General features: G+C 45.7%; 24 protein-coding genes, 1 tRNA gene and 1 pseudogene. 20 read left to right on the plus strand and 6 right to left on the minus strand.

The genetic code is table 11. The features are described 5' to 3' along the window. Positions 1–18 precede the first annotated feature (18 nt). The 5 genes from FN782_RS15500 (at position 19) to FN782_RS15515 (ending at position 2,188) form a co-directional block, all read left to right on the plus strand. On the plus strand, positions 19–375 hold the full coding sequence (locus tag FN782_RS15500) for a hypothetical protein (protein ID WP_142506711.1): 357 nt from the start codon (positions 19–21) through the stop codon (positions 373–375). Between the two features lie 196 nt (positions 376–571). Continuing rightward, a tRNA-Pro gene (locus tag FN782_RS15505) sits at positions 572–648 on the plus strand. Positions 649–710: 62 nt separating this feature from the next. Beyond that, positions 711–1,223: a GNAT family N-acetyltransferase gene (locus FN782_RS15510; protein ID WP_185956369.1), complete on the plus strand. Its 513-nt coding sequence runs from the start codon at positions 711–713 to the stop codon at positions 1,221–1,223. A gap of 75 nt (positions 1,224–1,298) precedes the next feature. Then, complete coding sequence (locus FN782_RS17020; protein WP_185956370.1) at positions 1,299–1,463, plus strand: hypothetical protein; 165 nt, start codon at positions 1,299–1,301, stop codon at positions 1,461–1,463. A gap of 239 nt (positions 1,464–1,702) precedes the next feature. Beyond that, a complete protein-coding gene (locus tag FN782_RS15515) occupies positions 1,703–2,188 on the plus strand; it encodes a GNAT family N-acetyltransferase (protein ID WP_142506712.1) in 486 nt (161 codons plus the stop codon). A 42-nt stretch (positions 2,189–2,230) separates the two neighbouring features. On the opposite strand, the gene FN782_RS15520 is transcribed toward FN782_RS15515, so the two are convergent. Together FN782_RS15520 and FN782_RS15525 are read right to left on the minus strand one after the other, a co-directional pair. Continuing rightward, complete coding sequence (locus tag FN782_RS15520; RefSeq protein ID WP_246064991.1) at positions 2,231–3,295, minus strand: DmpA family aminopeptidase; 1,065 nt, start codon at positions 3,293–3,295, stop codon at positions 2,231–2,233. A gap of 141 nt (positions 3,296–3,436) precedes the next feature. Next, a complete protein-coding gene (locus FN782_RS15525; protein WP_142506714.1) occupies positions 3,437–4,270 on the minus strand; it encodes an HAD family hydrolase in 834 nt (277 codons plus the stop codon). Between the two features lie 217 nt (positions 4,271–4,487). Here FN782_RS15525 and FN782_RS15530 point away from each other — a divergent pair, with 217 nt between their 5' ends. The 11 genes from FN782_RS15530 (at position 4,488) to FN782_RS15580 (ending at position 16,985) form a co-directional block, all read left to right on the plus strand. After that, entirely contained in the window at positions 4,488–5,045 is a 558-nt protein-coding gene (locus FN782_RS15530; RefSeq protein ID WP_142506715.1) for a uracil-DNA glycosylase, read from the plus strand. 41 nt (positions 5,046–5,086) lie between these two features. After that, positions 5,087–6,790 (plus strand): ABC-ATPase domain-containing protein, encoded by a 1,704-nt coding sequence (locus FN782_RS15535; RefSeq protein WP_142506716.1) that lies wholly within the window; start codon positions 5,087–5,089, stop codon positions 6,788–6,790. Positions 6,791–6,803: 13 nt separating this feature from the next. Then, on the plus strand, positions 6,804–7,238 hold the full coding sequence (gene rnhA / locus FN782_RS15540) for a ribonuclease HI (RefSeq protein ID WP_142506717.1): 435 nt from the start codon (positions 6,804–6,806) through the stop codon (positions 7,236–7,238). A 97-nt stretch (positions 7,239–7,335) separates the two neighbouring features. Then, positions 7,336–8,550, plus strand: a complete 1,215-nt coding sequence (queG, locus tag FN782_RS15545; RefSeq protein ID WP_142506718.1) for a tRNA epoxyqueuosine(34) reductase QueG — start codon at positions 7,336–7,338, stop codon at positions 8,548–8,550. Positions 8,551–8,554: 4 nt separating this feature from the next. Then, a complete protein-coding gene (locus FN782_RS15550) occupies positions 8,555–9,082 on the plus strand; it encodes a methylated-DNA--[protein]-cysteine S-methyltransferase (RefSeq protein WP_142506719.1) in 528 nt (175 codons plus the stop codon). A 257-nt stretch (positions 9,083–9,339) separates the two neighbouring features. Beyond that, positions 9,340–9,702 carry a group I truncated hemoglobin gene (locus FN782_RS15555; RefSeq protein WP_142506720.1) on the plus strand — a complete coding sequence of 121 codons (363 nt, stop codon included), beginning with the start codon at positions 9,340–9,342 and terminating at the stop codon, positions 9,700–9,702. Positions 9,703–9,896: 194 nt separating this feature from the next. Then, positions 9,897–11,693 (plus strand): ABC transporter transmembrane domain-containing protein, encoded by a 1,797-nt coding sequence (locus FN782_RS15560; RefSeq protein WP_142506721.1) that lies wholly within the window; start codon positions 9,897–9,899, stop codon positions 11,691–11,693. After that, positions 11,650–13,395 (plus strand): ABC transporter ATP-binding protein, encoded by a 1,746-nt coding sequence (locus FN782_RS15565; RefSeq protein ID WP_142506722.1) that lies wholly within the window; start codon positions 11,650–11,652, stop codon positions 13,393–13,395. The genes FN782_RS15560 and FN782_RS15565 overlap by 44 nt, the downstream gene beginning before the upstream one ends. A gap of 145 nt (positions 13,396–13,540) precedes the next feature. After that, positions 13,541–14,479, plus strand: coding sequence for an amidase domain-containing protein (locus FN782_RS15570; RefSeq protein WP_142506723.1), 939 nt, complete (start codon positions 13,541–13,543; stop codon positions 14,477–14,479). A 121-nt stretch (positions 14,480–14,600) separates the two neighbouring features. Then, positions 14,601–15,956 (plus strand): cytochrome ubiquinol oxidase subunit I, encoded by a 1,356-nt coding sequence (locus tag FN782_RS15575; protein ID WP_142506724.1) that lies wholly within the window; start codon positions 14,601–14,603, stop codon positions 15,954–15,956. A gap of 3 nt (positions 15,957–15,959) precedes the next feature. Further along, positions 15,960–16,985, plus strand: a complete 1,026-nt coding sequence (locus FN782_RS15580) for a cytochrome d ubiquinol oxidase subunit II (protein WP_142506725.1) — start codon at positions 15,960–15,962, stop codon at positions 16,983–16,985. Positions 16,986–17,018: 33 nt separating this feature from the next. Here the strand turns inward: FN782_RS15580 and FN782_RS15585 are convergent, their stop codons facing one another. Together FN782_RS15585 and FN782_RS15590 are read right to left on the minus strand one after the other, a co-directional pair. Further along, positions 17,019–17,555 carry a DinB family protein gene (locus tag FN782_RS15585; protein WP_142506726.1) on the minus strand — a complete coding sequence of 179 codons (537 nt, stop codon included), beginning with the start codon at positions 17,553–17,555 and terminating at the stop codon, positions 17,019–17,021. Positions 17,556–17,623: 68 nt separating this feature from the next. Further along, entirely contained in the window at positions 17,624–18,481 is an 858-nt protein-coding gene (locus FN782_RS15590) for a DegV family protein (RefSeq protein ID WP_142506727.1), read from the minus strand. 139 nt (positions 18,482–18,620) lie between these two features. Here FN782_RS15590 and trmL point away from each other — a divergent pair, with 139 nt between their 5' ends. Beyond that, complete coding sequence (gene trmL, locus FN782_RS15595; protein ID WP_142506728.1) at positions 18,621–19,085, plus strand: tRNA (uridine(34)/cytosine(34)/5-carboxymethylaminomethyluridine(34)-2'-O)-methyltransferase TrmL; 465 nt, start codon at positions 18,621–18,623, stop codon at positions 19,083–19,085. 22 nt (positions 19,086–19,107) lie between these two features. Continuing rightward, positions 19,108–19,827 carry an HAD family hydrolase gene (locus tag FN782_RS15600; protein ID WP_142506729.1) on the plus strand — a complete coding sequence of 240 codons (720 nt, stop codon included), beginning with the start codon at positions 19,108–19,110 and terminating at the stop codon, positions 19,825–19,827. Positions 19,828–19,866: 39 nt separating this feature from the next. Here FN782_RS15600 and FN782_RS15605 read toward each other — a convergent pair whose 3' ends face one another. Then, positions 19,867–21,474, minus strand: a complete 1,608-nt coding sequence (locus FN782_RS15605; RefSeq protein WP_142506730.1) for an amidase domain-containing protein — start codon at positions 21,472–21,474, stop codon at positions 19,867–19,869. Positions 21,475–21,835: 361 nt separating this feature from the next. On the opposite strand from FN782_RS15605, the gene FN782_RS15610 reads away from it, so the two are divergent. Together FN782_RS15610 and FN782_RS15615 are read left to right on the plus strand one after the other, a co-directional pair. Next, on the plus strand, positions 21,836–23,734 hold the full coding sequence (locus tag FN782_RS15610; RefSeq protein WP_142506731.1) for a PrkA family serine protein kinase: 1,899 nt from the start codon (positions 21,836–21,838) through the stop codon (positions 23,732–23,734). A 28-nt stretch (positions 23,735–23,762) separates the two neighbouring features. Continuing rightward, positions 23,763–24,431, plus strand: a pseudogene (locus FN782_RS15615) (DUF444 family protein); the annotation flags it as partial. 671 nt (positions 24,432–25,102) lie between these two features. On the opposite strand, the gene FN782_RS15620 reads toward FN782_RS15615, so the two are convergent. After that, entirely contained in the window at positions 25,103–25,993 is an 891-nt protein-coding gene (locus FN782_RS15620) for a nucleotidyl transferase AbiEii/AbiGii toxin family protein (RefSeq protein ID WP_142506733.1), read from the minus strand. Positions 25,994–26,301: the final 308 nt, after the last annotated feature.

Genomic DNA, 26,301 nt, shown 5'->3' on the forward strand with positions numbered 1-26,301 from the left:
TACGGGAGGGAGCAGGGTGTGATCTTTCTCTGGATGTTCTTCGTTTTGCAATTGATCGGAATAACTGGCTCTAACATATGGGCAAACAGTCCGTTTCACTGGATGACATCGGTCGGTATATTGGGAGGAATTGTTGGTGCTTGGCGGGCGCTCCGCGTTGCAAAAGGGGTTTGTCGCAAGTTTCTGATCGTTGCTGCAATCGGTGCTATGATAGAGCTGATCGGTGCGATTTGGACGCGGATGATGGAACATGTTCCCGACCCGTCATCACCAGCACAGATCCTGACATGGTTTGGCTTCTCCTGTCTCTTTTTTAGTATCACTTTTGCATCGATTGCACAATGGGCTCAAAAACGGGGGAAGATTGGCACTTGAAATGGATCTATCAGTTTGAGACTGCTGGTGTTTACACCACAGTCTTTTTTGTTTCTCGAACCTCTTCTTAACTAAAAAATAAATTTCTGCTTGATTCCGTCAAGGAGATGAGATACAATAGATCTTGCGGTACTGATCTCGACTAAGTGCTTGACCGAATTGCTCGCATTTGGGTTGCAGGAATACCGCACAATATCGGGGTGTGGCTCAGCTTGGCAGAGCACCTGCTTTGGGAGCAGGGGGTCGCAGGTTCAAATCCTGTCACCCCGACCAGATGTTACAGAAGACAGGCCTTTGGGTCTGTCTTTTTGTTTCTTTATGGAGGGGGATATGTAGTGATTGAAAGTAACAGACTTTTATTTCGACCCTATACCTTAGACGACCTTGACTTTTACGCTTCTTTGTGGGGGAACCCAGAGGTTGTACGTTACATCGGTAAAGGAAAGACAAAAACAATTGAAGAATCACGAAGGAGTATGGAAAACAGGCTGTTACCCGGATACAGAGATGGACTCGGTTTGTTTGCAATGGTATTGAAAGCGAATAACCAATTGATTGGACATGCCGGTTTGATAGAGCAAAAAGTGGACGGTCAACAGGAGATTGAAATCGGATACTGGCTCCTTCCTGACTACTGGGGAAAGGGACTTGCTAAAGAAGCGGCGATCACATTTAAAGATTACGGATTATTTGAGTTGAAGTATCACAAGTTGATTTCATTAATCAATCCCAACCATCCTGCTTCGATCTTCGTCGCGAAAAAGGCAGGGCTTGCTTACGAAAAAACGGTTTCATTACCGGAAGGAGATACACTTGTCTATTCCATTTCCAGAAACCTAAGGGAATGATCAAATAATATCTAAATATGATATTATTGTGTTATTCAGCTTTTCCCATATAAATGAAAAAGAAAGGGGAGAATTATGGATCATTTTATTACAAGATTCGCACTTTTGATTGCCATTGGAGCAGGGATCGGAATCGTTGTATTGGATAATGTTGCGATGGGGATTGGAATAGGAATTGGTGTTGCCATTGCTACAGGCATCATCTCCCGTTCTCAGGATAAGAAAAAAGGTAATCGATAAGGTAGTAATGGCCAGCTTTTTGGAATGAGCGGGAATCTGGGTTATAGCACATACATATGTACTTTCAGATGTGACAGTGGCATTTGGAATGAAGGATCATAACGGGAAGGATCTCGATGCGGAGACTGTTCACCATCTCTATCTTGCTATCACAATGAATTTGCCACCGTGTTAAGTACAGAAAAACTGCTTCAGTCCATTCCGTGAATAAATGACTTTTTGTATAGGAGTAGAAAGAAATGATCAAAACCCTTCAGGTAAGTGATCGAACAGTTGCCCAAAACATACTGGATGTTCAGATTCCTTCCTATCAAGTGGAAGCTGAGATCATGGGTTTTCAGGACATTCCTCCCCTGCACGATACCGTGGAAGGGATTATGCAATCCAATGAAACCTTTTTGGGAACCTTTTTCGATGAACAGTTAGCCGGTTTTGTTTCATATAAAAAGGACGGATCCATTCTGGATCTTCATCGATTGGCGGTTCATCCCACCTATTTTCGGAAAGGGGTGGCCAGCCGTTTGCTTGATTATTTGCTGAAGCAGGAATCCAGGATGGAGAAAGCGGTGTTAAGTACAGGATCAACCAATACCCCGGCCAAGAATCTGTATCGACGCTTTGGCTTTCGTGCCACTGGAGATAAAGAAGTAGCTCCGGGCGTTTATTTAACCTGTTTTGAAAGACGGATGGGGGAAGCAGTATCTTTTGATAACATTGATTCATAGTATGAGTCGCTTTCCATTTGTCTGTGTGCTGTATCCAGAGGATTATAGGCGATCCTTCGCTTGCTTCAATCGCTGGATCACTTGGTGATGCGGAAGCGCTTCAATGTACCGGCCATTGCGGCCAAAGGTGGTTTCCGCTGCGAAGAGAGAGTTATACACCGCTTCTTCTGTAGCTTCCACAACGGCCTGAAAGCATTCTGTCATCAAGGGACCATCTTCGGCGATCTGTTTGGAAGATAAGACGGAGGCTGTTGGACGGTGGGGTTTCCGTTCTGCATTGCTGAAAGCGATGACGATTTCTCCGCTTCCGTGGTGAGCCATCGACCCCGTCCGAGCCAGACCGAAGGGTGTCCGTTTGGCCAGCCGCTTCAATTGTCGGGAACTGAAAGGGAGGTCGGTTGCGAGGATCACAATGACTGATCCATCCCTGGACGGCTGGGTGGGCTTCTTTTTGAGATGGTTCATGGGTACCCCAAGAATAGTGAGTTCTTCAGGCTTTCCAAAGTTGGTCAGTACCATGGCTTCAATGTATCCAACCAGATCATTCCGTTGCAATCGGCGGGAAGCGGTTCCGATTCCTCCTTTCCAACCATAGGAGATCATCCCAGCCCCTGCACCAATCGCTCCCTCTTCTGAAAGCTGATTCTTTTCGGCTTGTTGAATAGCCTGGATGGCATGGTCAGGATGCAGGTGAAGCCCGCGCAGGTCGTTGAGCCAGCCATCGTTACACTCTGCGGTGACGATATTGACAGTGCTATCCGTATCCCCGATTTCGGGTTTTTTTTCCATTAACCACTGGAGGGCTCCCTCCGTTACTGCTGGAACTCCGAAGGTATTGGTCAAAAGGATGGGAGATTCCAAAACACCCAGTTCATCCACCTGTATCAACCCTGTGGTTTTGCTAAAACCATTGATCACGTGGGAGACAGCCGTTGTTTTTTCCAAAAAAGGATTTTTGTCATGAGGAAGAATAGCGGTAACTCCTGTGCAAACGCCTTGATCTGCTTCTTTCAGGGTGATGTGACCCACCCGAACCCCGGTTACATCCGTGATGCAGTTTTGGGAGCCGGAAGGAAGCCTTCCCACTGAAAAACCGTAGTGTCGCAAATGCTTTTTCAGAGAAATCCCCCTTGTCCTTGTATGTTTTTTGTCTTAGCATGAATACGAGCATCTTTCCTGTGCAAAGTGTAGCCTTAAAAGTGAGAAAAACCCGGTGTATCATGAAGAATGGCTACACCGGGTTTGCTTTTACGATCCTTGGACATAGGAAACAGTGGACAGGAGGTGATTGCGGATAAAATGAGCAACACCTGCTTCATCATTGCTGGGGACAATCTGCTGGGCGGCCTGCATCAGTGTAGGGTGTGCATTGGCCACAGCGGCCGAGGCTCCAGTCACTTGAATCATGGATAGATCGTTCAGATGATCGCCGATCGCAGCGCATTGCCCAACATCCAGGTCATAACGCTCTGCCAGTTTGCGGACGGCATTCCCTTTGGACACATTCAATGGCAGCAGCTCATAATAGTATTGTGAAGACTGTACAAGTTCCAACGGATAATCCATGTTCTGTGCCCAATGTTGCAAGTGGGGAGCTGCATCCTCTTTTGCTACGATTACAATCTTGATCCAAGGGGTTTTTGGAAGGCGGTGAAAGCTTTGGATCAATTCCAGCGGGAATTCCCCTTCTTCAATCGCTGACTGAGACAAAGGGCTGATGTCTTTTCCGTACACTTTATCCAGGGTGTAAACAAAAATATCCAGGATACCTGTCAGCTTTTCCAAATCTGCCAGGGTGTCCAGAACAATTATTCGGTCAATGGTGGCTGTCGGTTTTAACACGTTTGTAGCAGGATCAAAGAGGATTCCGCCATTACATAGGATGACAGGGAGTTGTACATCCATCTCTTTGATAAATCGTTTGGCCTCAGGATAGCTTCGGCCTGTTGCCAAAGTGAAAAGCCCACCCTGACGGCGAAAGGTAAACAGGGTTTGTTTGTTTTCGGCAGGGATTTTTTTTGTTCGGTTGACCAAGGTTCCATCAATATCAGAGACCAGCATCGGATATTGCAAAATGGACAAAACGGATCACTCCTTTTGTCTTTCACATAACAAGCATATCGAAATCGTATGAAGATCCTATAAACCATATGTTAAAATCGTGTGCAACAATTGACACTTAAAGGTTATCAAAATATTATATCACCTAACGGAAAAAAAGAAAATGATTGATTTTTACTGAAGGTGATTCCGATGAAAGTAGACGGATCATTAAAAACAGGATGGGGGAGAGACGGGAATGGATCTGGAATCCATACATAGGCGCTATCGGGGTTGCACCCGTTGTCCGCTTCATCAAAGGCGAACTCGGATTGTGCTGGGGGAAGGGAACCCTGATTCTCCCCTGATGTTTGTCGGAGAAGGTCCTGGAGCCGATGAAGATCGAAAGGGTCGACCATTTGTTGGACGGGCTGGTCAATTGTTGGACCGGATGTTAGAAGCCGCGGAAATACCCCGTGAAAAGATTTTTATTACCAATATTGTAAAGTGTCGTCCTCCGGGAAACCGGACCCCGACGGAAGAAGAAATGGGGACATGTATTACCATACTGCGGGAACAATTTGTGGCCATCCGGCCCAAACTGATTGTAGCTCTCGGTTCAGCCCCCACCCGCGCCCTGATTGATCCCCAAGCTCGAATTACAAGAGTTCGGGGTCGCTGGATTGAACGGAAAGGGGTCTGGATGATGCCCACCTTTCATCCTGCCTATCTTCTTCGCAATCCCGAAGGAAAGCGTGCGGCATGGGAAGATTTTCAGGCGATTCGGGATGCCTACCGGAAATTTGTGGTAGATTAGTGCTCAATGAAAGTTTTTTAGTCAGAATGGAGGTAAAGGAAATGAAACGGCTGCAACAAACCTTGTCTCGAATCGATGGTAAGGGGTATAAAGCGTATAAGGATCTACAGGGGGAGTATCATTTTCCCCGGTTTCAGCTTTTTATTGACTACGTACAGGGAGATCCTTTTGCTGCACCTTCCCGCGTTCGGGTACGGATGCCACAAAGTGAGGCCAAATATCGAAGCAAATGGTATGACACGCCGCACAGAAAAGTGGCATTGGAAGATTGGATAGCCCGTGTTTGGACGAAAAAGGCAAATCGCTATTCTTTTCGGGTAAAGGGAACAGGGAAAAGCGGATTGATCCGTGTGGACCAGCCGGGCCAGGAGATTCTGAATCGGACAGCTGTCGTTGTGACAAAGGAATATGTGGAAGTACGGGTTACGGTGGGGCTACCTGCCCAAGGACGGCGGGTGCTTGGCCGAAAAGCTGAGGACATGTTGTGCGATTATCTGGTCCGGCTTGTGGATGAAGCCATTCCTGCCGAGTCTATTGATCCCAAAGGGGTAGAGGAGCGAATGAAGCTGGTGGATAACCAGCAGGGAATCCGTCAGTATCTCAAGAAAAACGGATGGATCGCTTTTGTAGCCAACGGATCGGTTCTGCCCCGAAAAAGCGGGGTGAGTGATCAGCCGTTGCAGGGAAATCATGTGGTGAAATTTCAAGCGCCGCAATCGTTGGAAGACGTTGTGGAAGTACCACACGGACCTCCCATCAGAGGAATGGTGATTCGAGATGGTATCACCCTGATTGTCGGAGGTGGTTATCATGGAAAAAGCACCCTTTTAAACGCCCTGGAGCGGGGGGTATACGATCATATTGCCGGAGATGGACGGGAGTATGTGATTACGGATACCGATGCGGTCAAGGTTCGGGCGGAAGACGGTCGACGAGTGGAAAAGGTAAACATTTCTCCCTTTATCAATAATCTGCCTTTCGGGCGGGATACGATTCGCTTTTCCACTGAGGATGCCAGTGGCAGTACTTCTCAAGCAACCAATATTATGGAAAGTCTGGAGATGGGGGCTTCCTGTTTGTTGATTGATGAAGACACAAGTGCTACCAATTTTATGATCCGGGATGGTCGGATGCAAAAGTTGGTGGCGAAGGGGAAAGAACCGATTACACCATTTATCGATAAAGTGAGACAGTTATATGAAAACATGGGAACTTCCAGCATCCTGGTATTGGGAGGGTCCGGAGACTACTTTGATGTGGCGGACACGGTGATTATGATGGATGAATATCTTCCATATGAAGTGACCCAGCGCGCAAAGGAAGTGGCACAAGCTCAAAGTAATAACCGAGTTCGTGAAGGGGGAGAAGCGTTTGGGGATGTAACACCTCGGAGCATTTTAGCCAATGGGTTTGATCCAAGAAAAGGAAAAAAAGAAAAGGTAGACGCCAAGGGACTTCACTCCATTCAATTTGGAACGGAAACGGTTGATTTATCGGGGGTAGAACAGTTGGTGGACGTCAGTCAGACTCGTGCGATTGCGGAGATCATGCGTTTGATCGGGAAAAAAGCGAATGGACAGAAGAGCTTGCGTGAACTGATTGAAGACGTTTACCAAACGATAGAGAAAAAGGATCTGGATGTGATTTCACCCTTTCAAGGACAGCACCCTGGCGATTTGGCCTTGCCGCGCAAAGAGGAAGTGGCTGCTGCCATTAACCGGTTGCGTACCTTAAAAGTTCAATGAGGAGGAAACGGATGTGAAAGAAGTTACCATATACACGGATGGTGCCTGCTCAGGGAATCCCGGTCCAGGAGGCTGGGGTGCCGTTTTAATATACGGGGATCACCATAAAGAGATCACAGGCGGAGAAAGAAAGACAACCAACAATCGAATGGAATTGACTGCTGCAATTGAAGCCTTAAAGAGACTGAAAGAACCTTGTCGGGTGAAATTGCATACAGATAGTGCCTATATGGTGAACTGCTTCAAGCAGAAGTGGTATGAGAACTGGGAGAAAAGAGGATGGGTGAATAGCCGTAAAGCCCCCGTTGAAAACAAGGATTTGTGGCAATTGTTATTAAAGGAAGTTCGTAGACATGATGTGGAGTTTGTCAAAGTGAAAGGACACAGTGATGTGGAGCTGAACAATCGTTGTGATGAATTGGCCCGCGGAGCGGTTCCAAAGGATTGAACGACAAGAAATCCTTGGTACTGCTCACCACGTTTTCTCTATAAAATAGCAATAACCTTCTGGATGGTTAACAGGGCATTTATGAAAGATCCATGATATGATAGTACAAAGTCCATTTCAATATGAAAGGAGGGGATGGCAAGTGGGACCGGGGGATATCAAGAAAACACTCCAGGAAGAAGCGAAGCGACTAAATATTGATAAAATCGGCTTTGCTTCTGCGGATCCCTTCACAGAATTGAAGGAACGATTAAAAGACCATCGGAAAGCCGGGTATGAGTCCGGCTTTGAGGAACCGGATTTGGAAAAACGAACCGATCCCCGAAAAACACTTCCCAATGCCCGTTCCATTATTGCCATCGCCCTTGCCTATCCTACCCGTCTGGAAAACCCACCCGATTCCAAGCCTGGTGCATACAGGGGGGTGTTTTGTCGGGCATCCTGGGGTGAGGATTATCACCGGGTGCTGAAAAGGAAACTGGAAGGGTTGAAAGTGAAATTGTTAGAGCTGGTTCCTGATGCAAAAGTGGAAATCATGGTGGATACTGGGGCTCTTTCCGACCGGGCGGTTGCCGAACGGGCCGGAATTGGGTGGAGCGGTAAAAATACATCGATCATTACACCGGAATTTGGCTCATGGGTCTATTTGGGAGAAATGATTACAGATGTTTACTTGCCGCCGGACCAACCGTTAACGCAATCCTGTGGGGAGTGCACCGCGTGTTTGGATGCATGCCCGACAGGAGCTTTGGTTGCTCCGGGACAGCTCAATTCCCAAGCTTGTCTTGCTTATCTGACACAGACGAAAGGAATGCTTGCTGAAGAATATCGCAATAAATTGGGAGGTTATCTTTACGGATACGAAACCTGCCAGGCAGTCTGCCCATATAATCGAAAGAAAAACTTTACACAACATGAGGAGTTTCATCCGGACCCAGATCAGGTAAAACCTCTCCTGAAGCCACTGCTTCGAATGAGCAATCGGGAGTTCCGGCAGCGGTTTGGGAAGATGGCCGGTTCGTGGAGAGGGAAAAAACCCATCCAACGAAATGCCATCATTGCTCTGGGACGCTATCGTGACCGGACGGCCGTACCCGATTTAATTCATCTGTTGGAAAACGACCCTCGCCCCGTGATCAGAGGAACGGCGGCATGGGCTTTGGGACGAATCGGCGGATCGGAAGCGGAAGAAGCCCTTTATCGTGTCAAAGAGAAAGAGTCAAATGAGCAAGTGATGGTGGAAATTGAGAAGGCTTTGCATGAATGCGGTATACAGGAGACAGCCAATCACAGAACGTACAGGGAGGCTTGAGGAGATGGTCTCAGGTTCACGCGTCCTCGTATGGAGTGAAATGGACAGCCCGATTGGTTCGATTACATTTGCCATGACAGGGAAAGGACTCTGTCGTCTCGATTTTATGAATGGGGAGCAGGCTCCCATGATGCTGGAGCGCTGGGCCAAAGAATGGATCGGTTCGGTCCAGGTGGAACGAAATGATGCGGAGCTTCAACCCGTTGTTCAGCAGATGGAGGAATATTTTAATAAGAAGCGAAAGCATTTTGATGTGTCCCTTGATCTTCATGGCACATCATTCCAAAAATTGGTTTGGAAACAGCTGCAGAACATTCCATATGGAGAAGTGCACTCCTACAAAGATGTGGCCCAGGCGATCGGAGCGCCCAAAGCGGTTCGTGCTGTTGGTGGCGCCAATAACCGAAATCCTGTATCCATTATTGTTCCTTGTCATCGAGTAGTAGGCTCCAACGGTTCCCTTGTTGGATACGGTGGGGGGTTGGAGATTAAAGAACAACTGCTTGTTCTGGAAGGTGCACTTTCCCGTTAAAAATTTATTGGTGCAATTGTTTTTTACTTTATAGATGAAAGTCAATCAACTCTGGGGAAGGGGACTTTTCCTGGGGTTGGTTTTTTATTGGCGAAAACAATTGCGAAAATATATGTCTTTTTCGTGTCCATTTTGTAATACACTTGCCAATCACATCCATTTCCCTTACCCTTAACTAATATGACTGGCAAATGTACTGATATCTGTTCTATTTTTTCATATCTCGGTAATTAAGATGAGTTTTGGAGGGACCTCTTTTGTCAGAGATCTATTATATGCTGGGTGGAGATCAGGGGATTGCTGCAATATTAAATGATTACTATGACCGGTTAACAAGTGATGAAGAGTTGGCTCCTTATTTTGAAAAAGTGGACACGGACGAGCTACGGAAACGGCAAATTCGCTATTTTACCAATCATATGCTTGGTCGCACGACTCACACGTACAAGGATCACATTCTACGGGAAACGCACGAGGGATTGCAGATTACATTTGATCATTATGAACGCGCCATCAAGCATGTAAATGCAGCCATGCGCAAGCATCGAGTTCCTCTGGAAGCCCGTGTGAAGGTGGAAGCGATGTTTCGTTCTTTTAAACCGCATATTACCTATAAGTGATGAAGTGAACGTCGTCTACAGACAGGGCAGATCATGAATCTGCCCTGTCTGGTTTTGCGTGTAAATGTTCTTTTTTGCCCAGCTGTTGCTGTGATATAATATAAAAACCAAAATATTTTTTAAATATACCATATCGTTTCGGAGATAATCCGGGCGTTTTTTTTATCTTCATAATGGTGAGAAGGGGACGAAAGATGCGTATTTTTCGGGATCTTGGGTGGTTTTTTAAACAAGAGAAGAGTCGTTATATCTTGGGTGTGGCGCTTTTAATCGTGGTTGCATTGTTGGATATCTTTCCGCCTTATGTTGTTCGTCTCGTCGTGGATGGGATTGAACAGGGAAACGTGACTCCCGCCTTTCTTCTTCAATGGTTAAGTCTGATGGGTGCAGCCGGTATAGCGATGTATATTTTGCGTTACATATGGAGGATTCTTTTGTTTGGTGCGGCTTTTCGATTGGGGAAGCAGTTGCGGGGAGATCTGTATATGCATTATACCCGTATGTCGCCCCGCTTTTTCAATGTGCGTCGAACAGGGGATCTGATGGCTCATGCCACCAATGATGTGCAAGCCGTTCGGGTGACGGCGGCGGAGGGTGTCCTCACCCTTGTGGATTCACTGGTACTCGGAGGGCTTGTCATCCTGAGTATGGCGATTTTTATCAGTTGGAAGCTTACGCTGATCGCACTGATCCCCATGCCTTTTATGGCTTATGCGATCAGTCGTTACGGAAATATGATGCATGAGCGGTTTTTGAAAGCGCAAGCTGCATTTTCCAAAATTAATGACAAAGCGCAGGAAAACATTTCAGGGATTCGTGTCGTGAAAGCGTTTGGACAGGAAGAAGCAGAAAAACAATCGTTTGATCAGCTTTCCCAGGGTGTTGTGGAAAAAAATATTGCAGTGGCTCGGGTCGATGCGTTGTTTGGCCCCACCATCTCCTTGATCGTCGGTGTATCCTTCTTTTTGGCGGTCGCTTTTGGAGCGGGTTATGTGATCGGTGGGGAAATGACGATTGGTCAGTTGACGCAGTTTACCATATACCTGGGACAATTAATCTGGCCGATGTTGGCTTTTGGATTTTTAACCAATGTTGTGCAACGGGGGCGGGCTTCCAATGATCGCATCCGATCCCTTTTAAATGTAAAGCCGGACATTGCCGACAGAAAGGGAGCTGTCCAACATCCTGCAACGGGTGCGATTCAGTTTGATATTGATCAATTTACCTATCCGGGTGCAGTACGACCCGCCCTTGAAGCGATTCAGGCGACGGTTTCACAAGGGGGGACGTTGGGTCTGGTTGGAAAAACCGGCAGTGGCAAGACGACCCTCTTTCGACTTTTGCTCCGGGAATATGAGGCGACAAATGGATCGGTTTCCATTGGCGGCATCCCTGTAGAAGGGTATACGCTTTCCGCATTGCGGGCGAAAATCGGATATGTTCCCCAGGATCATTTCCTTTTTTCTGCCACCATCCGTGAAAATATTGCCTTTGGAAAACCGAATGCCACACAAGAGGAGATTGAGCGTGTCACACGCCTGGTTCAGGTTCATGAGGATATTCTCCGTTTTAAAGATGGGTACGATACCGTTGTAGGAGAAAAGGGGGTCACCCTATCCGGAGGACAAAAACAACGGATTTCGATTGCTAGAGCGCTTCTTCTTGATCCGGAAATTCTGATATTGGACGACTCCCTGTCCGCAGTGGATGCGAAAACGGAGGAACTGATCTTAAAGGCCTTGAGAGAGGAACGAGCGGGAAAAACCACGTTGATCGCTGCCCATCGCTTATCCGGTGTCGAACATGCGGATGAGATTCTTGTATTGAAAGACGGAACAGTTCGTGAGCGGGGAACGCATCAACAGTTATTAAATAACGAAGATTGGTATGCCAGAATGCATCACCAGCAACAATTAAAATCTCTGATCGAAAAAGGAGGGGTGGCTGATGGTAATGAAGCGGTTGCTCGGCTATCTTCAACCTCATCGTAAAGCGCTGTTTTGGGCATTTCTTCTCCTTCTGCTGGCGACTGGAGCGGATGTGGCGGGTCCACTTTTGGTAAAAGTGTTTATCGATGACTACCTGACCCCGGCTACCTTTCCGGTTCAGCCGTTGGTTTGGTTGGGAGGGGGATATTTCGGCCTTCTCATCATCAACGTGGTGATGCAGTATTTTCAGCAGTTCAGTTTTCACCGAATTGCTCTTCGGGTGATTCAGCAATTGCGATTGGATGTATTTGGAAAAGTGCAACACTTGGGACTTTCCTTTTTTGACCGAATGCCGGGAGGGGGATTGGTTTCCCGGATCACAAATGATACCGAGGCAGTAAAAGAGCTGTTTGTCAGTGTACTGTCCACATTTGTGCAAAATATTGTCCTCATTCTGGGGATTTTTGTTTCGCTTTTTCTTTTGGATGTGGAGTTGGCTGCTTATTGTTTGTTCCTCCTTCCGCTCATCTATGGCTTGATGCTTGCCTATCGCCGTCTCAGCCACCGGGCGTATCAAGAGGTTCGTCGGAAACTGAGTGAATTAAATGCCAAGCTGTCTGAGGCCATTCAGGGAATGAATGTGATTCAGGCCTTTCGACAGGAAAAGCGCTTACAGCAGGAGTTTGAAAAAACCAATGGGGAACATTACAGAGCGAATCTAAAAACCGTGCACTTAAACGGGATGTTACTTCGTCCTGCCATTGATTTGCTCTATGTATTGACGATTATGGCCGTTCTTGGGTTTTTTGGGGTAAAAATAGAGGACAGTGCGTTCTCGATCGGGGTGTTGTACGCATTTATCAATCTCTTGGACCGTCTGTTTGAACCGGTGAACCAGATGATGCAACAATTATCCTTTCTTCAGCAGTCGCTCGTTTCAGCGTCGCGTGTGTTTGAATTATTGGATGAAGAGGAGTTGGCGCCTGCCAAAGAAGGTAGCGAGACCCCCGAAATTACGGAGGGACGTATTGTTTTCAACCATGTCACCTTTTCCTATGATGGCCGGACGGATGTGTTGAAAGATATTTCTTTTACTGCTGAACCGGGTCAAACCGTGGCTCTTGTCGGTCATACCGGGAGTGGGAAAACGTCGATCATCAATTTATTGATGCGGTTTTATCCATTGAAACAGGGAGAAATCACCATTGATGGAGTGCCACTGCAGAAATTTGGCGATCAAGAGTTGCGGAAGAAGGTGGGATTGGTGCTCCAGGACCCCTTTCTGTTTACAGGGACGGTGGAGGAAAATATCCGACTGCACAATCCGGATCTGACAGAAGAGGATGTCAAGGAAACAGCGAAGTTTGTGCAAGCAGACCCGTTTATTGACCAACTGCCTCAAGGTTATCAAGAACCGATTGGGGAGAGAGGAGCTACCTTTTCCAGCGGTCAGCGGCAACTTCTCTCTTTTGCCCGAACCATGGCGCTAAATCCCAAAATTTTAGTGTTGGATGAAGCAACGGCAAGTGTAGATACGGAGACGGAAGAGAATATACAGAAATCCTTGTCCAAAATGCGGAAAGGGCGCACCACCATAGCGATTGCCCACCGTCTGTCCACGGTACAGGATGCAGATCTGATTCTGGTGCTTCATCAAGGGGAAATTGTGGAGCGGGGAACCCATCAGGAACTTCTCTCCCGAAAGGGCCTCTACCACAAAATGTACCTTTTGCAGCAAGGGATGGAGAAAGATACAGCTTCGTAGAGATTTCACCCGCTGTTCAGCGGGTTTTTTTATGAAAAAAGATCCTAGGTCAGTAAGTTTCGGTTATTTCACGGATTTCATGCGCATAGACTCCGACCTATCTATCATATGATGGGGAAGAGATTGGTTCGAAGGGACGGTGCCTATGGAAAAACGTTCGTGGAGGCAGCCCGTGATCGCCTGGTTCCGCGGGCAAAACCAGTTATGGGTGGAGGGGGAACCTGACCGCCTCTTCGATTGGGTACACAACAAAGATACGGATTGGGCTAAAACAGAGTGGGATCGATGGGTCCGCAACCGGGAGCAACAGCAGGAGCGCAACATCAAGCCGATCAAAGGGGAGACGCGGGTTCGGGTCCTTCGGGAGAAAATGTGCAAAGAAGATATAGACATGGAAGTGGCGGTTTATCAACGTTTTCTTTATCGGATGTCTACGCAGCTACTGGAACAGGAAGAGGTGAATGGTTATCAAATACGACTGATGGACAGCAAAGATGGATGGTCCATTTCTGAATGTCATCTGGCAGAAGGAATGGAGTTGGACAGCGGACAGGTATGGACGTATTATCAGCCACCAGAAGAAGGGGATATTTCTAAAAACCACTACAATCGAACCAAGGCAGTGCAGTATGCAGAAGCATGGTGGAACGGTTTCAATCCGCGGTACGGGAAATTTGAGGATGACTGTACCAACTATATCTCTCAATGTATCCATGCGGGTGGAATTTCAATGGACTTCGCTCCCCGTCGGGATTGGGGATGGTGGTATCGAGGCAGCAGGGAGAATTGGAGTTACAGTTGGGCTGTGGCACACAGTTTGCAAAACTATTTGGCTTCAGGAGGCATTATGAAGGCTCAAAGGGTGGATTCTCCGCAAGATCTGCAACTGGGAGATATCATTTGTTATGACTGGGATGGAGATGGACGTTGGCAACATAACACAATCGTTACGGCCTTTGACCCGATGGGTATGCCTCTGGTCAATGCCCATACCGTCAGCAGTCGCCATCGATACTGGGATTACCGGGATTCTCATGCCTGGACACCCAGAGTAAAGTATCGTTTCTATCATCTCCAGGGATAGCAAAGCCGTATGCCCTTTAAGCAAGTTTTCATTGTTGCTTGAGGGGTTTTAAATTTGGAATATTATACCTGACTTCTGTTTATGCTAAGGGAGTGATCATAACAGAAAAAGGTGAGAGAGATTGGATGAATTGACGATAGCTCGATCATTGTTTGGCAGTTCGCTTGCTTTTCACATCATATTTGCCACATTGGGTGTAGGATTACCCTTTATGATTCTGATTTCGGAAATTATCTATCAGGTTACCGGTGACCGGGATTACACATTGATGGCGAAGCGGTGGACGAAAGCTCAAGCGATTTTATTAGGAGTGGCCATTCCTTCGGGAACGATCGTGGGGGTGCAATTATCCCTTCTATGGCCCCGGTTTATGGAAGTGGTGGGAGAGGTGATTGCTCTCCCTTTCCAGATTGAGTTGTTTGCCTTTTTCATAGAGGCACTCTTTATGTCCATCTATGTATATGCAGCCGATCGGTTGTCACCCGTCAGTCGGATCGCCAGTGTTTTTTTGGTTGCTCTGGGTGGTGGTGCGTCCGCTGTTCTTATCACTTCTGCCAATGCTTGGATGAATACTCCGACAGGGTTTGAAACCAGTGATGGTCAAATCACAAATGTACAACCCATGCAAGCTTTTTTCAATCCAAGCTTTCCTTCGGCCGCGCTCCATGTATTAGTCTCTGCTTGGATGACAGGTGCATTTGTTATTGCCGGTCTGGCAGCGTGGCGGCTGTTGCGACGTAAACAGGGCTATCGGGAGGTTCGCTACCATCAAAAAGCGTTAATGATGTCCCTGGCGGTCGGGGGAATCATGTCTTTGGCGACTGCTTGGAATGGACATGCTGCGGGGCAGGTTTTGTACGAATACCAACCGGAGAAGTTGGCGGCCGCAGAAGGGCATTTTGAGACACAAGCCTATGCTCCGTTAGCGTTGGGTGGAGTGGTGGATTTGGAGAAGGGGGAATTGGTGGGAGCCATCAAGATTCCCTGGATGCTCAGTTTTCTTGCTGACAATCGGTTTGATGCGGTGGTGAAGGGGCTAAACGATTTTCCGAGGGAAAATTGGCCGCCTTTTTATGTTCATACATTGTTTAATCTGATGGTTGGGATCGGAACACTGTTGATGATTCTGTCGCTTGTTTCATGGATCATCAAATGGAGACGACGACACAGGGAAGCACTCCCCCGATGGCTGTTGTGGATCTTGTCCTCTACAGGCATTTTGTCCATGCTGGCCATTGAATTTGGATGGATTTTCACCTGTAGTGGCAGGCAACCCTGGACTGTTTACCATTATCAGCGAACAGCTGAGTCCGTCACCCGTGCAACTGGACTGGGGTTGTGGTTTGTTCTATTTATCTCCCTTTATATCCTGCTTTTTATTGGGACCATCCTTGTGATGCGTTCCTACTTCAAACGGCATCCGTTGCAGGATGAATGGAAACAGATTCAGGCACATCCGACAGAAAGGAGATGGTGAGGGATGAATGACCCCCTGTTGGCCATTTCTCTCGTTTGGCTGTTTGTTTTTATATACGCCATATTGGGTTCAGTCGATTTCGGGGCAGGATTTTGGAGCATGTTTTATACACGGAAAAGAGATACACAGGCCGGTTCCATTGCCAACCGTTTTCTTTCTCCGACCTGGGAAGTGACCAATGTCTTCCTTGTATTACTGGTTGTCAGTCTGGTCGGTTTCTTTCCAGCGGCTATTTACACCTTTGGAATGGCTTTGCTGATTCCTGGAAGTTTGGTCCTGATTTTGCTGACCATTCGAAGTGCCTTCATGGTATTTCACTATTCTGTACAGCGGTTTAGGGATACGCTGGATCTGGTGTCAGGTGTGACAGGTGTGCTGATCCCGGCTCTTTTGGTAAGTATCCTGCCCATCTTGGCGGGTGGATTCATTGATCCCGATACCCATATGCTACAGGTGGGAAAATTGTTTACCAGTCCGGTTACATATGCTTATTTGGCATTTGGACTGGCAAGCGAACTGTTTCTTTCCGCCACTTTTCTTGCCGACTATTCCAGAGAAGCAGATGATGAGTCCACCTATCAGGTTTTTCGAAAACATGCGGTACGGTTGGGCCCCTTTACACTGTTAACCGCTGTGCTCACCACTTTGCTGATGGGACAGGAAGCTGTGTGGCTCCGAGAACATCTCTTGGATCAGCGTTTGTGGTTTATTCTTTCGTCTCTCTGTTTTTTTATCGGTTACCTGTCCCTTTTTTGGAGGCCAAGAGATGGGAACAAGGCCCGTGGGATTCCCAGATTAGCGTTTACACTGTTTATCGCTCAATACGCTTTGGCATCCTTTGCCTATGGAAGAGCCCATCTTCCGTATTTGGTTTACCCTTACCTAACCGTAGAAGGAAGTATAACCAATCCGGAGATGCTTCGCTATTTGCTCATCTCCTTTATGATCGGTATGGCCATTCTCGTACCCGGATTCTATTATTTTTGGCGGTTGTTTTTGAAAGATAAGCGGTATCTGCATCAGCAGTAGAGCCCATAAAACGTTTATGGGCTCCAGTAAGAGTCAGGAAAGGCCAAGGATTTGGTCCAACTCTTTTTTTTGACGCAGATGATGGCGAAAATGCATTTCTCCCAGTTGGAACCACTCTTGTACATTTAAGGCGCCAAACCTGGGGTGTGCTACTTTGCCAGTGTGTGGGGTGGATGAAATTCTATCTATTTTCTCGTTTGCCTGTTCCAGGACTTTTTTCAGTCCGGAAACTAACTCTTCTTTGCTTTCCGGTTGAGCTGGAGTAAAGTCAGGAACGAGTCTGTCTGAAAGTTTAATTTTTATGGGAGGAAAGCTTCCGTTTTGGAAGACGCGAACTCCCGCCTCTGTCTTTTCTTCTTCACACTCGGCTTCATTGCTTAAACACTGGTTAATCGCCGGAAATTGCATGTTTAAAGAAATTTGAATCAAATGGTTGTACATTTGTCCCAGTGACCATTGATCGGGGTGTGGTTTGTATTGCAATTGCTCCAAAGTATAATGTTTCAATTCATTTAAATAGTATTGAATGATTTGCTCCCATTTCTCTGCGGTATCATAAATTTCTGTAATTTTCCATCAACTCCTTTCTCTTTCGATATTTTCACTAAGCTTCTTCGCTTAAAAGGACCGTCTGCTGTTCAAGGCTGATGCGATTCCATTCTTTCAACGACCAATCCGAGGAGTCCGGGACCAGTATGGACGACTAGAGCAGGACTGATGGCACTTACATAGAGCTCACAGACATTTTCCAGACCCTTCAAACGATCTTTTAAGGCTTCAGCTTCCTTCTCTGCCTGGCCTTGCAGAACGGCGATTCGGACTTTAGAGGACTGAATCTGTTCAAGTACCGGTTCCATCAGCTTTTTGATCGCCTGTTTCTTGCCACGGGCCAAGCTTAGCGGATAGTATTTCCCTTCCTGATCAATGGATATAATCGGTTTCAGGTTGAGAATGGACCCCAGAGAGGCTGCAACCTTACCAATTCGCCCACCTTTTTTCAAATACTCCAGGGTGTCAACAATAAAATAACCCTTGATTTTTTTCTTAACCTGCTCCACCCGATTTAGGATATCAGCGTAGTCCCATTGCTTCTGAATTAAGCGAGCGGCTTCCAGAACAAGGAATCCCAGCACCCAAGAAAGGCCTTTGGAGTCGATGACATCCACTTTCATTCCTTCATATTCTTTGGCAATCCGGAGAAAACTGTGATATGTTCCGCTTAATCCTGAAGAGAGAGAGATAACCAGACAGTGCGTATATCCTTCTTCTTTCAACTGATCAAATGTATCCAACATATCCTGGGGAGTGGGCATCGAGGTTGTGGGAATTTCATCTTCAAGGCGGTTATAAACGTCATTAGGGGAGATATCGATCGCATCCCGGTATTCCCTTTCGTTATATATAATTCGAAGGGGAACCGCCCGAATGTTCCAACGCTCCAACAGATCGATAGGCAAATCACAGGAACTGTCTGTTACCAAAGCAATTTTTGTCATAATTGTCCCCCCTTGTTTCATTACCAGTATACGTGTAGCGGTTCATTGGAAACAACATAAAAATCAAATAAAAAAAATGGGAATCTCTATTGATTTTCGTTAAAATGATTAAAGGAATCAATCGGAAAGGAATGGGTCGATGTCGTTTCATATCTGTCTGGTAGAACCGGAAATCCCAAATAATACAGGAAATATAGCACGAACCTGTGCCGTCACGGGTTCAGTGCTTCATTTGATCCGACCTCTCGGTTTTTCTGTTGAAGATAAATATCTCAAGCGGGCGGGAATGGATTATTGGAATCAAGTAGATGTTCGCTACTATGATTCTTTTGATGAATTTGTGCAGTCACTGCCCGGAAACCGGTTTTTTTGTGCGACGACAAAAGCAAAGACATGTTATAGCCATATGAATTACCGGGAAGGAGATGTATTTGTTTTTGGAAAGGAATCAAAAGGGCTGCCGGATGAAATCTTGGAAGCCTATCAGGATACCTGTATCCGGGTTCCGATGCGTCCGGTGGTTCGGTCGCACAACCTAGGAAATTCCGTAGCGATTATCTTATATGAGGCACTTCGGCAAACGCATTTTCCCGGTTTGAATTGAGAATAGAAGGGGCGACAAATGGATGAAAGTTTGTTGTTTTGATCTGGATGGGACGTTGTTACCAATGGATACGGAATCATTTATCAGAGAATATATTAACGCGCTGTCTTTGTATATGGGAGATATCTTTCCATCGGATCAACTGCTTCCATTGATTTGGGATGCAACCAAAACGATGATTGAAAATCAGGATGAGACGTTAACCAATGAACAGGTGTTTCAACAGCGGTTTTTGAGTCTGTCCGGTATGAAAAAAGAAGAAATTTGGCCCCATTTTGACAAATTTTACAGAGAACAGTTTCCAACCCTGAAAAAATATATTCAACCCTCCCCCATTTCCCGACAAATCATACAGGCTGCTCTAGATCGGGGTTATCGGGTAGCAGTTGCCACCAATCCGGTGTTTCCCAGAATGGCGATCTTGGAACGGATGCGTTGGGCGCAGGTGGAAGACTTAGTCGAATGGGTATCTGTCTATGAAGAATCCTATCTTTGTAAACCCAATCCGGGATATTTTCTGGAAGTAGCTCAGAAGATGGAGGTTTCCCCTGAAGACTGTGTTATGATTGGGAATGATGTACAGGAGGATCTGGTGGCAGGTACTGTCGGCATGAAAACCTACCTTGTAACCGACTGTCTGATTGACCGGGGAAATCCTGTATACAAGCCGGATCAAAGTGGATCGTTGGAGCAACTTTATAAGGATATACAGGAAGGAAACGGAATGTTTCTCCATTCATAAACGATGAAAAGCCTCCTGCTTTAAACAGGAGGCTTTTGCTTAATAATTGTTTTTAACGGTTCCCATTTTCCACGCATAGACATCGTAAAAGTACAGCCAATCGGTGATATTGTTGTCCTTGTTATCATTAGAGTGATATGTGGCATAAATTTGGCCGTTTTTGATTTTGGTGATGACGACACTATGGTCGATATTTCCATCCCCTTCAAAATCGACATTGACTATATCTCCGACTTTCAGCTGGGAGATCGTGGAGGCATTTTGTGCGTTTCGTACAAATTTCATATGCTTATAGAAGCTGTGCGCCAAGCCCCAGGTCATGCTCGGTTTCTTATCGTCATAGTACCAGTAATCATACCAGTCCCAACGTCCCTTACGCTCCTTGATTCCTCCATTTTGAATCACTTGGGAGACAAAGTTGGTGCAGTCATACCAGCAGGCATAGCAACCACCTTTGGCTCTGCTGTAATAGCCGTATTCCTCATTATTGCGTTTATTCCACCATTTATAGGCATAATCCCGTGCTTTGGACCGATCGTATCCATTGTTTTCTGTTCCCGGTTGTTCGTCAGGCTTTTGCTCATCAGGCTCTTGCTCATCAGGCTCTTGCTCATCAGGTTCTTGCTCATCAGGTTCTTGTTCGCCGGGCTCTTGCTCATCAGGTTCTTGCTCACCGGGCTCTTGCTCATCAGGTTCTTGCTCACCGGGCTCTTGTTCGCCGGGCTCTTGTTCACTAGGTTCCTGTTCACCGGGTTCTTGTTCGCCGGGTTTTTGCTCACCGGGTTTTTGCTCACCGGGCTTTTGCTCGCTGGGTTCTTCTTTACAGGGGTCTTGTCCATCCTGAAACCATCCAGAAAACCATCCGTCTTCTTGACATTCTGGTTTTCTAGGTTTCTGCTTCCCAGGTTCTTGTTCACCCGGTTTCTCCTCTCCAGGTTTTTGCTCACCGGGTTCTTGTTTATCGGGCTCTTTGTTTTCGGGTTCTTGTTTATCAGGTTCTTTGTTTCCGGGTTCCTGCTTATCCTTATGTTTTTTCTCAGGGGTGTTGTGTTTTTTCTCATTGGGATCCGGCTTAAGCTTGGAACCGGGGTTGTTGACCGGAAGAAGGTTGAGCAGTTCAGCACGTTCTTCCTTGGTCAACCCTTTGCTTTTGGCTTTTTTGATCAGTTCCCGAATTCGTTCATTGAGCAGTTTGTTTTCATATTGGTCCACCAATTTGACCAGTTCGGCAAGCTTCTTTTTCTGTTCATCTGTTTTACCATGTAAATCGGTTCCTTGTTGTTTGAGAAAGTCCCGATATCGTTCATTTTTTAAACTAGGTTTAATGTTCTGTTTTTTGGCCTCTTGGTTTACTTTTACGACAATATCTTGATGCTTTTTTGTAATCTCTTCTTCAGACAATGAAATGTCATTGTAGTAACTGACTTCTTCTACCAATTCTTCATCAGACATTTCACTGTACTCGTCCACTGTTGAATCCACTTTTGCCTGTTTCGTTGCTTGGCCTTTGGCGCTATCAGCAGTGCTGGATGGAAAGACTTCCGCATAGGCCAAAGAGCCTACCAAAAGAGCTGCGGCTACCCCGGAGATTACCGCAATTTTTCGCTTTTTCATTTTCTTTTTAAATTTACTTTTTCGATCATCCATGATTCCGTCCCCTTTTAGTGAAGAATAGAATGAACCCTTCATGGTGTAAAGAAGTTAGCTTTATCATAGATGGTGCTGTGTTGCCGGGTCAATAGTCTATTTAAACTATTTTTTCATCAAAATTATTTATTTAAAAAAATAAATAAATATTATCCCTTCTTGTCAGCTGGTTCGAAGTGAATTTTGAGAAACAAGTTTCTTTTTTGGCATAGGGTATATTATCCGCAGACAATTTCAGCATGTTAACAGGATAAAGTTTGAAGGGATCACTTGATTGCAAGGCACATGTACCAGGTGCAGGCTGAATATCTTGGATATAACGATGCGTTTATCTGATCCTGGAAGTTGAGAGGAGGCTCTTATGGACATCCTGAGGCGTATTGCAGAGTACAGACAGCGAGAAGAAGAACTGGCGTGGGAAGGGACTTTCAGAGACTACCTTGAGATGGTTAAAAAACGTCCGGAGCTGGCTCAAACCGCTCATTCCAGAGTTTATCATATGATTGCCGAGGCTGGTGTTGAAAAGGATCATCAGGGGAATAAAAACTATCTTTTTTTCAACCGGGAATTGTTTGGATTACAGCGCCCCATTGAACGACTGGTGGAGGAATACTTCCACTCAGCTGCCCGGAGGCTGGATGTTCGCAAGCGGATTTTACTCTTGATGGGCCCGGTCTCAGGAGGAAAATCCACGATTGTCACGATGCTGAAAAGGGGGCTGGAAGCCTTTTCGCGAACAGAGAAGGGGGCGGTATATGGGATCAAGGGCTGCCCGATGCACGAAGAGCCCTTGCATCTGGTTCCCGTATCATTACGTGCTACCGTGGAAAAACAGCTGGGTGTTCGAATCGAGGGCAATCTGTGTCCATCGTGCCGATTGCGCTTAAAAAAGGAATATAACGGACAGATTGAAGATTTTCCGGTGGAACGGATTCTTTTCTCCGAAGATGACCGGATCGGCATCGGAACATTTAGTCCCTCGGACCCGAAATCACAGGATATCGCTGATCTTACGGGAAGCATTGATTTTGCCACCATTACTGAATATGGGTCTGAATCCGATCCCCGTGCCTACCGTTTTGACGGGGAATTAAATAAAGCCAACCGAGGGTTGATGGAGTTTCAGGAAATGCTGAAATGTGATGAAAAATTTCTGTGGAATCTGCTGTCCCTGACACAGGAGGGGAATTTTAAGGCTGGAAGATTTGCATTGATCAGTGCGGATGAATTGATCGTCGCCCATACAAATGAAGCGGAGTACAAGGCGTTTATCTCAAACCAAAAGAATGAAGCGCTTCAATCCCGGATGATTGTTATGCCGATTCCATATAATCTGGAGGTTTCCGAAGAAGAGAAAATCTATGAAAAGCTGATTCACCAGAGTGATCTGAGTCATGTGCATATGGCTCCGCATGCCTTGGCCGCAACTGCCATTTTCAGCGTCTTGACGCGGTTGAAAGAATCCAAGAAGCAGGGAATGGATTTGGTGAAAAAGATGCGGTTGTATGATGGGCAGGCTGTGGATGGTTTTAAAGAAGCCGACCTAGAAGAGTTGCGGAATGAACATTTGGATGAAGGGATGTCCGGAATTGATCCCCGATATGTAATCAACCGAATCTCCAGTGCCATGATCCGTACGGAAGCAGATTGTCTGAACGCATTGGATCTTCTGAGGTCCATTAAAGGGGGGTTGGATCAGCACCCTTCCATTACCAAGGAGGAACGGGAGCGTTATCTGAATTTTATTTCAATCGCAAGAAAAGAGTATGATGAGTTGGCGAAAAAAGAAGTTCAAAAGGCGTTTGTTTACTCCTATGAAGAGTCAGCCAAGACCTTGATGGACAACTATCTGGATAATGTGGAATCTTATTGTAACGGAAGCAAAATGAAAGATCCCTTGACGGGTGAGGAACTGGACCCTGACGAGAAGTTAATGCGCTCCATAGAGGAACAGATCGGCATTTCCGACAATGCCAAGAAAGCCTTTCGGGAAGAAATTTTGATCCGTATATCCGCATATGCCAGAAAGGGCAAGACGTTTGACTATAACAGTCACGAACGGTTGCGGGAGGCGATTCAGAAAAAACTTTTTGCCGACTTAAAGGATGTTGTCAAGATTACGACATCCACCAAAACTCCGGATGAAAATCAATTGAAAAAGATTAACGAAGTAACGGCTACACTGATAGACAATAATGGATACTGTCCCACCTGTGCCAATAACCTGTTGAAATATGTGGGCAGCTTGTTAAATCGGTAAGGGGATTTTGACAGGTGTTGGGAGGTGAATGAAAGTGGACGGTTTAAACTTTATTATTTCCAGGGAAGACTGGTCCCTGCACCGGAAAGGGTACCAGGATCAGATGCGTCATCAAAAGAAAGTAAAAGAAGCGATCAGGGAAAATCTGTCCGACCTGATCAATGAGGAAAGCATTATCCTCTCCGATGGTCAAAAAGTGATGAAAATCCCCATCCGTTCCATGGAAGAATACCATTTTCGGTATGATGCCAATAAAGGAAAACATGTGGGTCAAGGGGCCGGTAAAAGTCAAGTGGGGGACGTTATTGGACGGGAACCGGTCAAAGCTGGAGCTGGAAAAGGAGAGGGGGCAGGAGATGCGCCGGGTCAGGATTACTATGAAGCAGAGGTTTCCATGGAGGAGCTGGAGAATATTCTTTTTTCAGAAATGGAACTTCCAAGGTTGGAACAAAAGGAACCGAATGAAGTGGAAGTAAAAGATATTCGCTTTAATGACGTCCGGAAAAAGGGCTTGATCGGAAATATTGACAAGAAGCGCACCCTGCTGGAATCCCTGAAAAGAAATGCAATGAAAGGCCAACGCGGATTTCCCCGCATTTCCGATGATGATCTTCGTTTTAAAACCTGGGAAGACATCACCATCCCACACTCCAACGCTGTCGTTCTGGCCATGATGGATACCAGTGGTTCGCTGGGAATGTCATAATGAACGAAAACAGTAAAGCACTCTGTTCTGTCACTCGACCATTTGCTTCCTAAAAAGAAGAGAGAAAGGCATAAAACGGTGGATGCTATGTTTTAATTGAAATGGATTTTATCGGCATTGTTGGCTTAGGGCCTTTTTTGAGGGATGTACACAAATGATCTTCAGTTGGTACCCTTTTGTTAAAAAATAAGGAGCCGCCAGCTGTTGCTGGTGGCTCTTACTTCGTTTTCCCTGGGGTTATATTTATCCACGTTTGTTGCGGGGTCGACCGATCCAAAACTTGTTGATGTTAAAAAAGGCCATTAAAAACGTACAGATAAGAGCGAAAAAACCCAATAAGACATCATCCATCATCGAAGGAATACCTCCTCAAAATCCCCAGGCGATGAATTTATTCGTAAATACCGTTTCGATTTTTGTCTACTTTCACCAATTTGTCAAAAACTTTTTCATCATTCTTGATGAACAGCTCTGTTGAGTGGGTTTCCAACCGGGAGATATAACTGGCAATTACAGGGGTATAGGGAGAAAGTAAATTAAAGACGAATCGTTGAATGCAACTGTAATGAATGAAGTGGTGTACGCAAAAAGTCCGATTCCCATGGTACAGGGAGTCGGACGTCTAGACGCTAAAGAGTGTTTGAATGTACACCCGTTTTTTGTCATTCTTTGCATGATGGACTTGGTAAATGATCATATGCATTTTTGTTAATACCGGCAAAGTCCATGATTTTGCGTAAATCAGTGACAAATGTCATAAAATAATCTTTATGATGTTTGCTACCAGCATATTCTCTTAGATAATAATCATTGGATAATGAATGATATAAGTTGCTTAAATCATCTACAAGTACCTTTTTGATATCAGCTTTTGTAATCGATTGATCCAGACTGCATTCATTAACGAGGGTCTGTAATGTTTCTGCAAGTGCATCACCATCATATGATGGATGTGATAATAAATACTTTAAATCATAAAGATCTTTGAACCTTGGTCTCACAATTGTTTGATGGAGTTTCCAAGCGACCTGGATCGAGAGTGGTACAGAGTACGGAACAATGAAACGATCTCCAAAAACGGGTCGATACTCCAGTGAAACAGGTTCTGCTTCCATTTCCAAGTTAAACGAGATATCCAGAAAAACCTCATCATAATGATCAACTTTCCTAGGTTCATCTGTGAAAAAGTAAGCAAGGTCCGTACATACAGTTGGAAAATCATCCGCCATGGCATAGTCGATATCTCTCCAAAATGCATTTTCTCGAAAGCTTCTAAACGTTATGCCATCGTCTAAATCCATTTCTGTCACTTGAATCATCCAATTTGTAAATGTTTCATGTGCATGTTCTATATCACTGATTTTCCCCATATACAAAAAGTCGATATCTTCCACATCTCGAACATCTGGGTTATCCAAGTATTGTCTTGTCAATAGGCTGCCTTTTAATATGAATGGCATATTCACAAGTGAGATCCTTCTCAAAAGGGCTTCTAAAACAACGAGTTCTCTTACATGATAATTCATTTCTTCTAAATGTTCCCGTTTAATCATAATTATCTCCTATTTTAAAACATTTTATGAAAGCCATCCACGATCCAATTCTTCTCTGCTGTCATAGATGCATAGTTCATATTGTTCTTTCAAAATGTCTATCTTATATCTTTGCGAGCGAGAAAACCCCTAGCTTTAGCTATGGGGATGAGAGCGAGCGTCAGGCGAGGGAGGGGTGTTTTTTACCCCTCTCGCAAGCCTGACCCTCTTTTGCTCTCTTTTTTTGCACCTGTTTAATTAGATATATTGAATCTATATAATATTCGTTGTAAAATTGGCAATAGGTGATGAATTTGAGAACGGTTCAA

Origin of the sequence: Melghirimyces algeriensis (genome assembly GCF_900182565.1) — a bacterium.
GTDB lineage: Bacteria > Bacillota > Bacilli > Thermoactinomycetales > DSM-45169 > Melghirimyces > Melghirimyces algeriensis.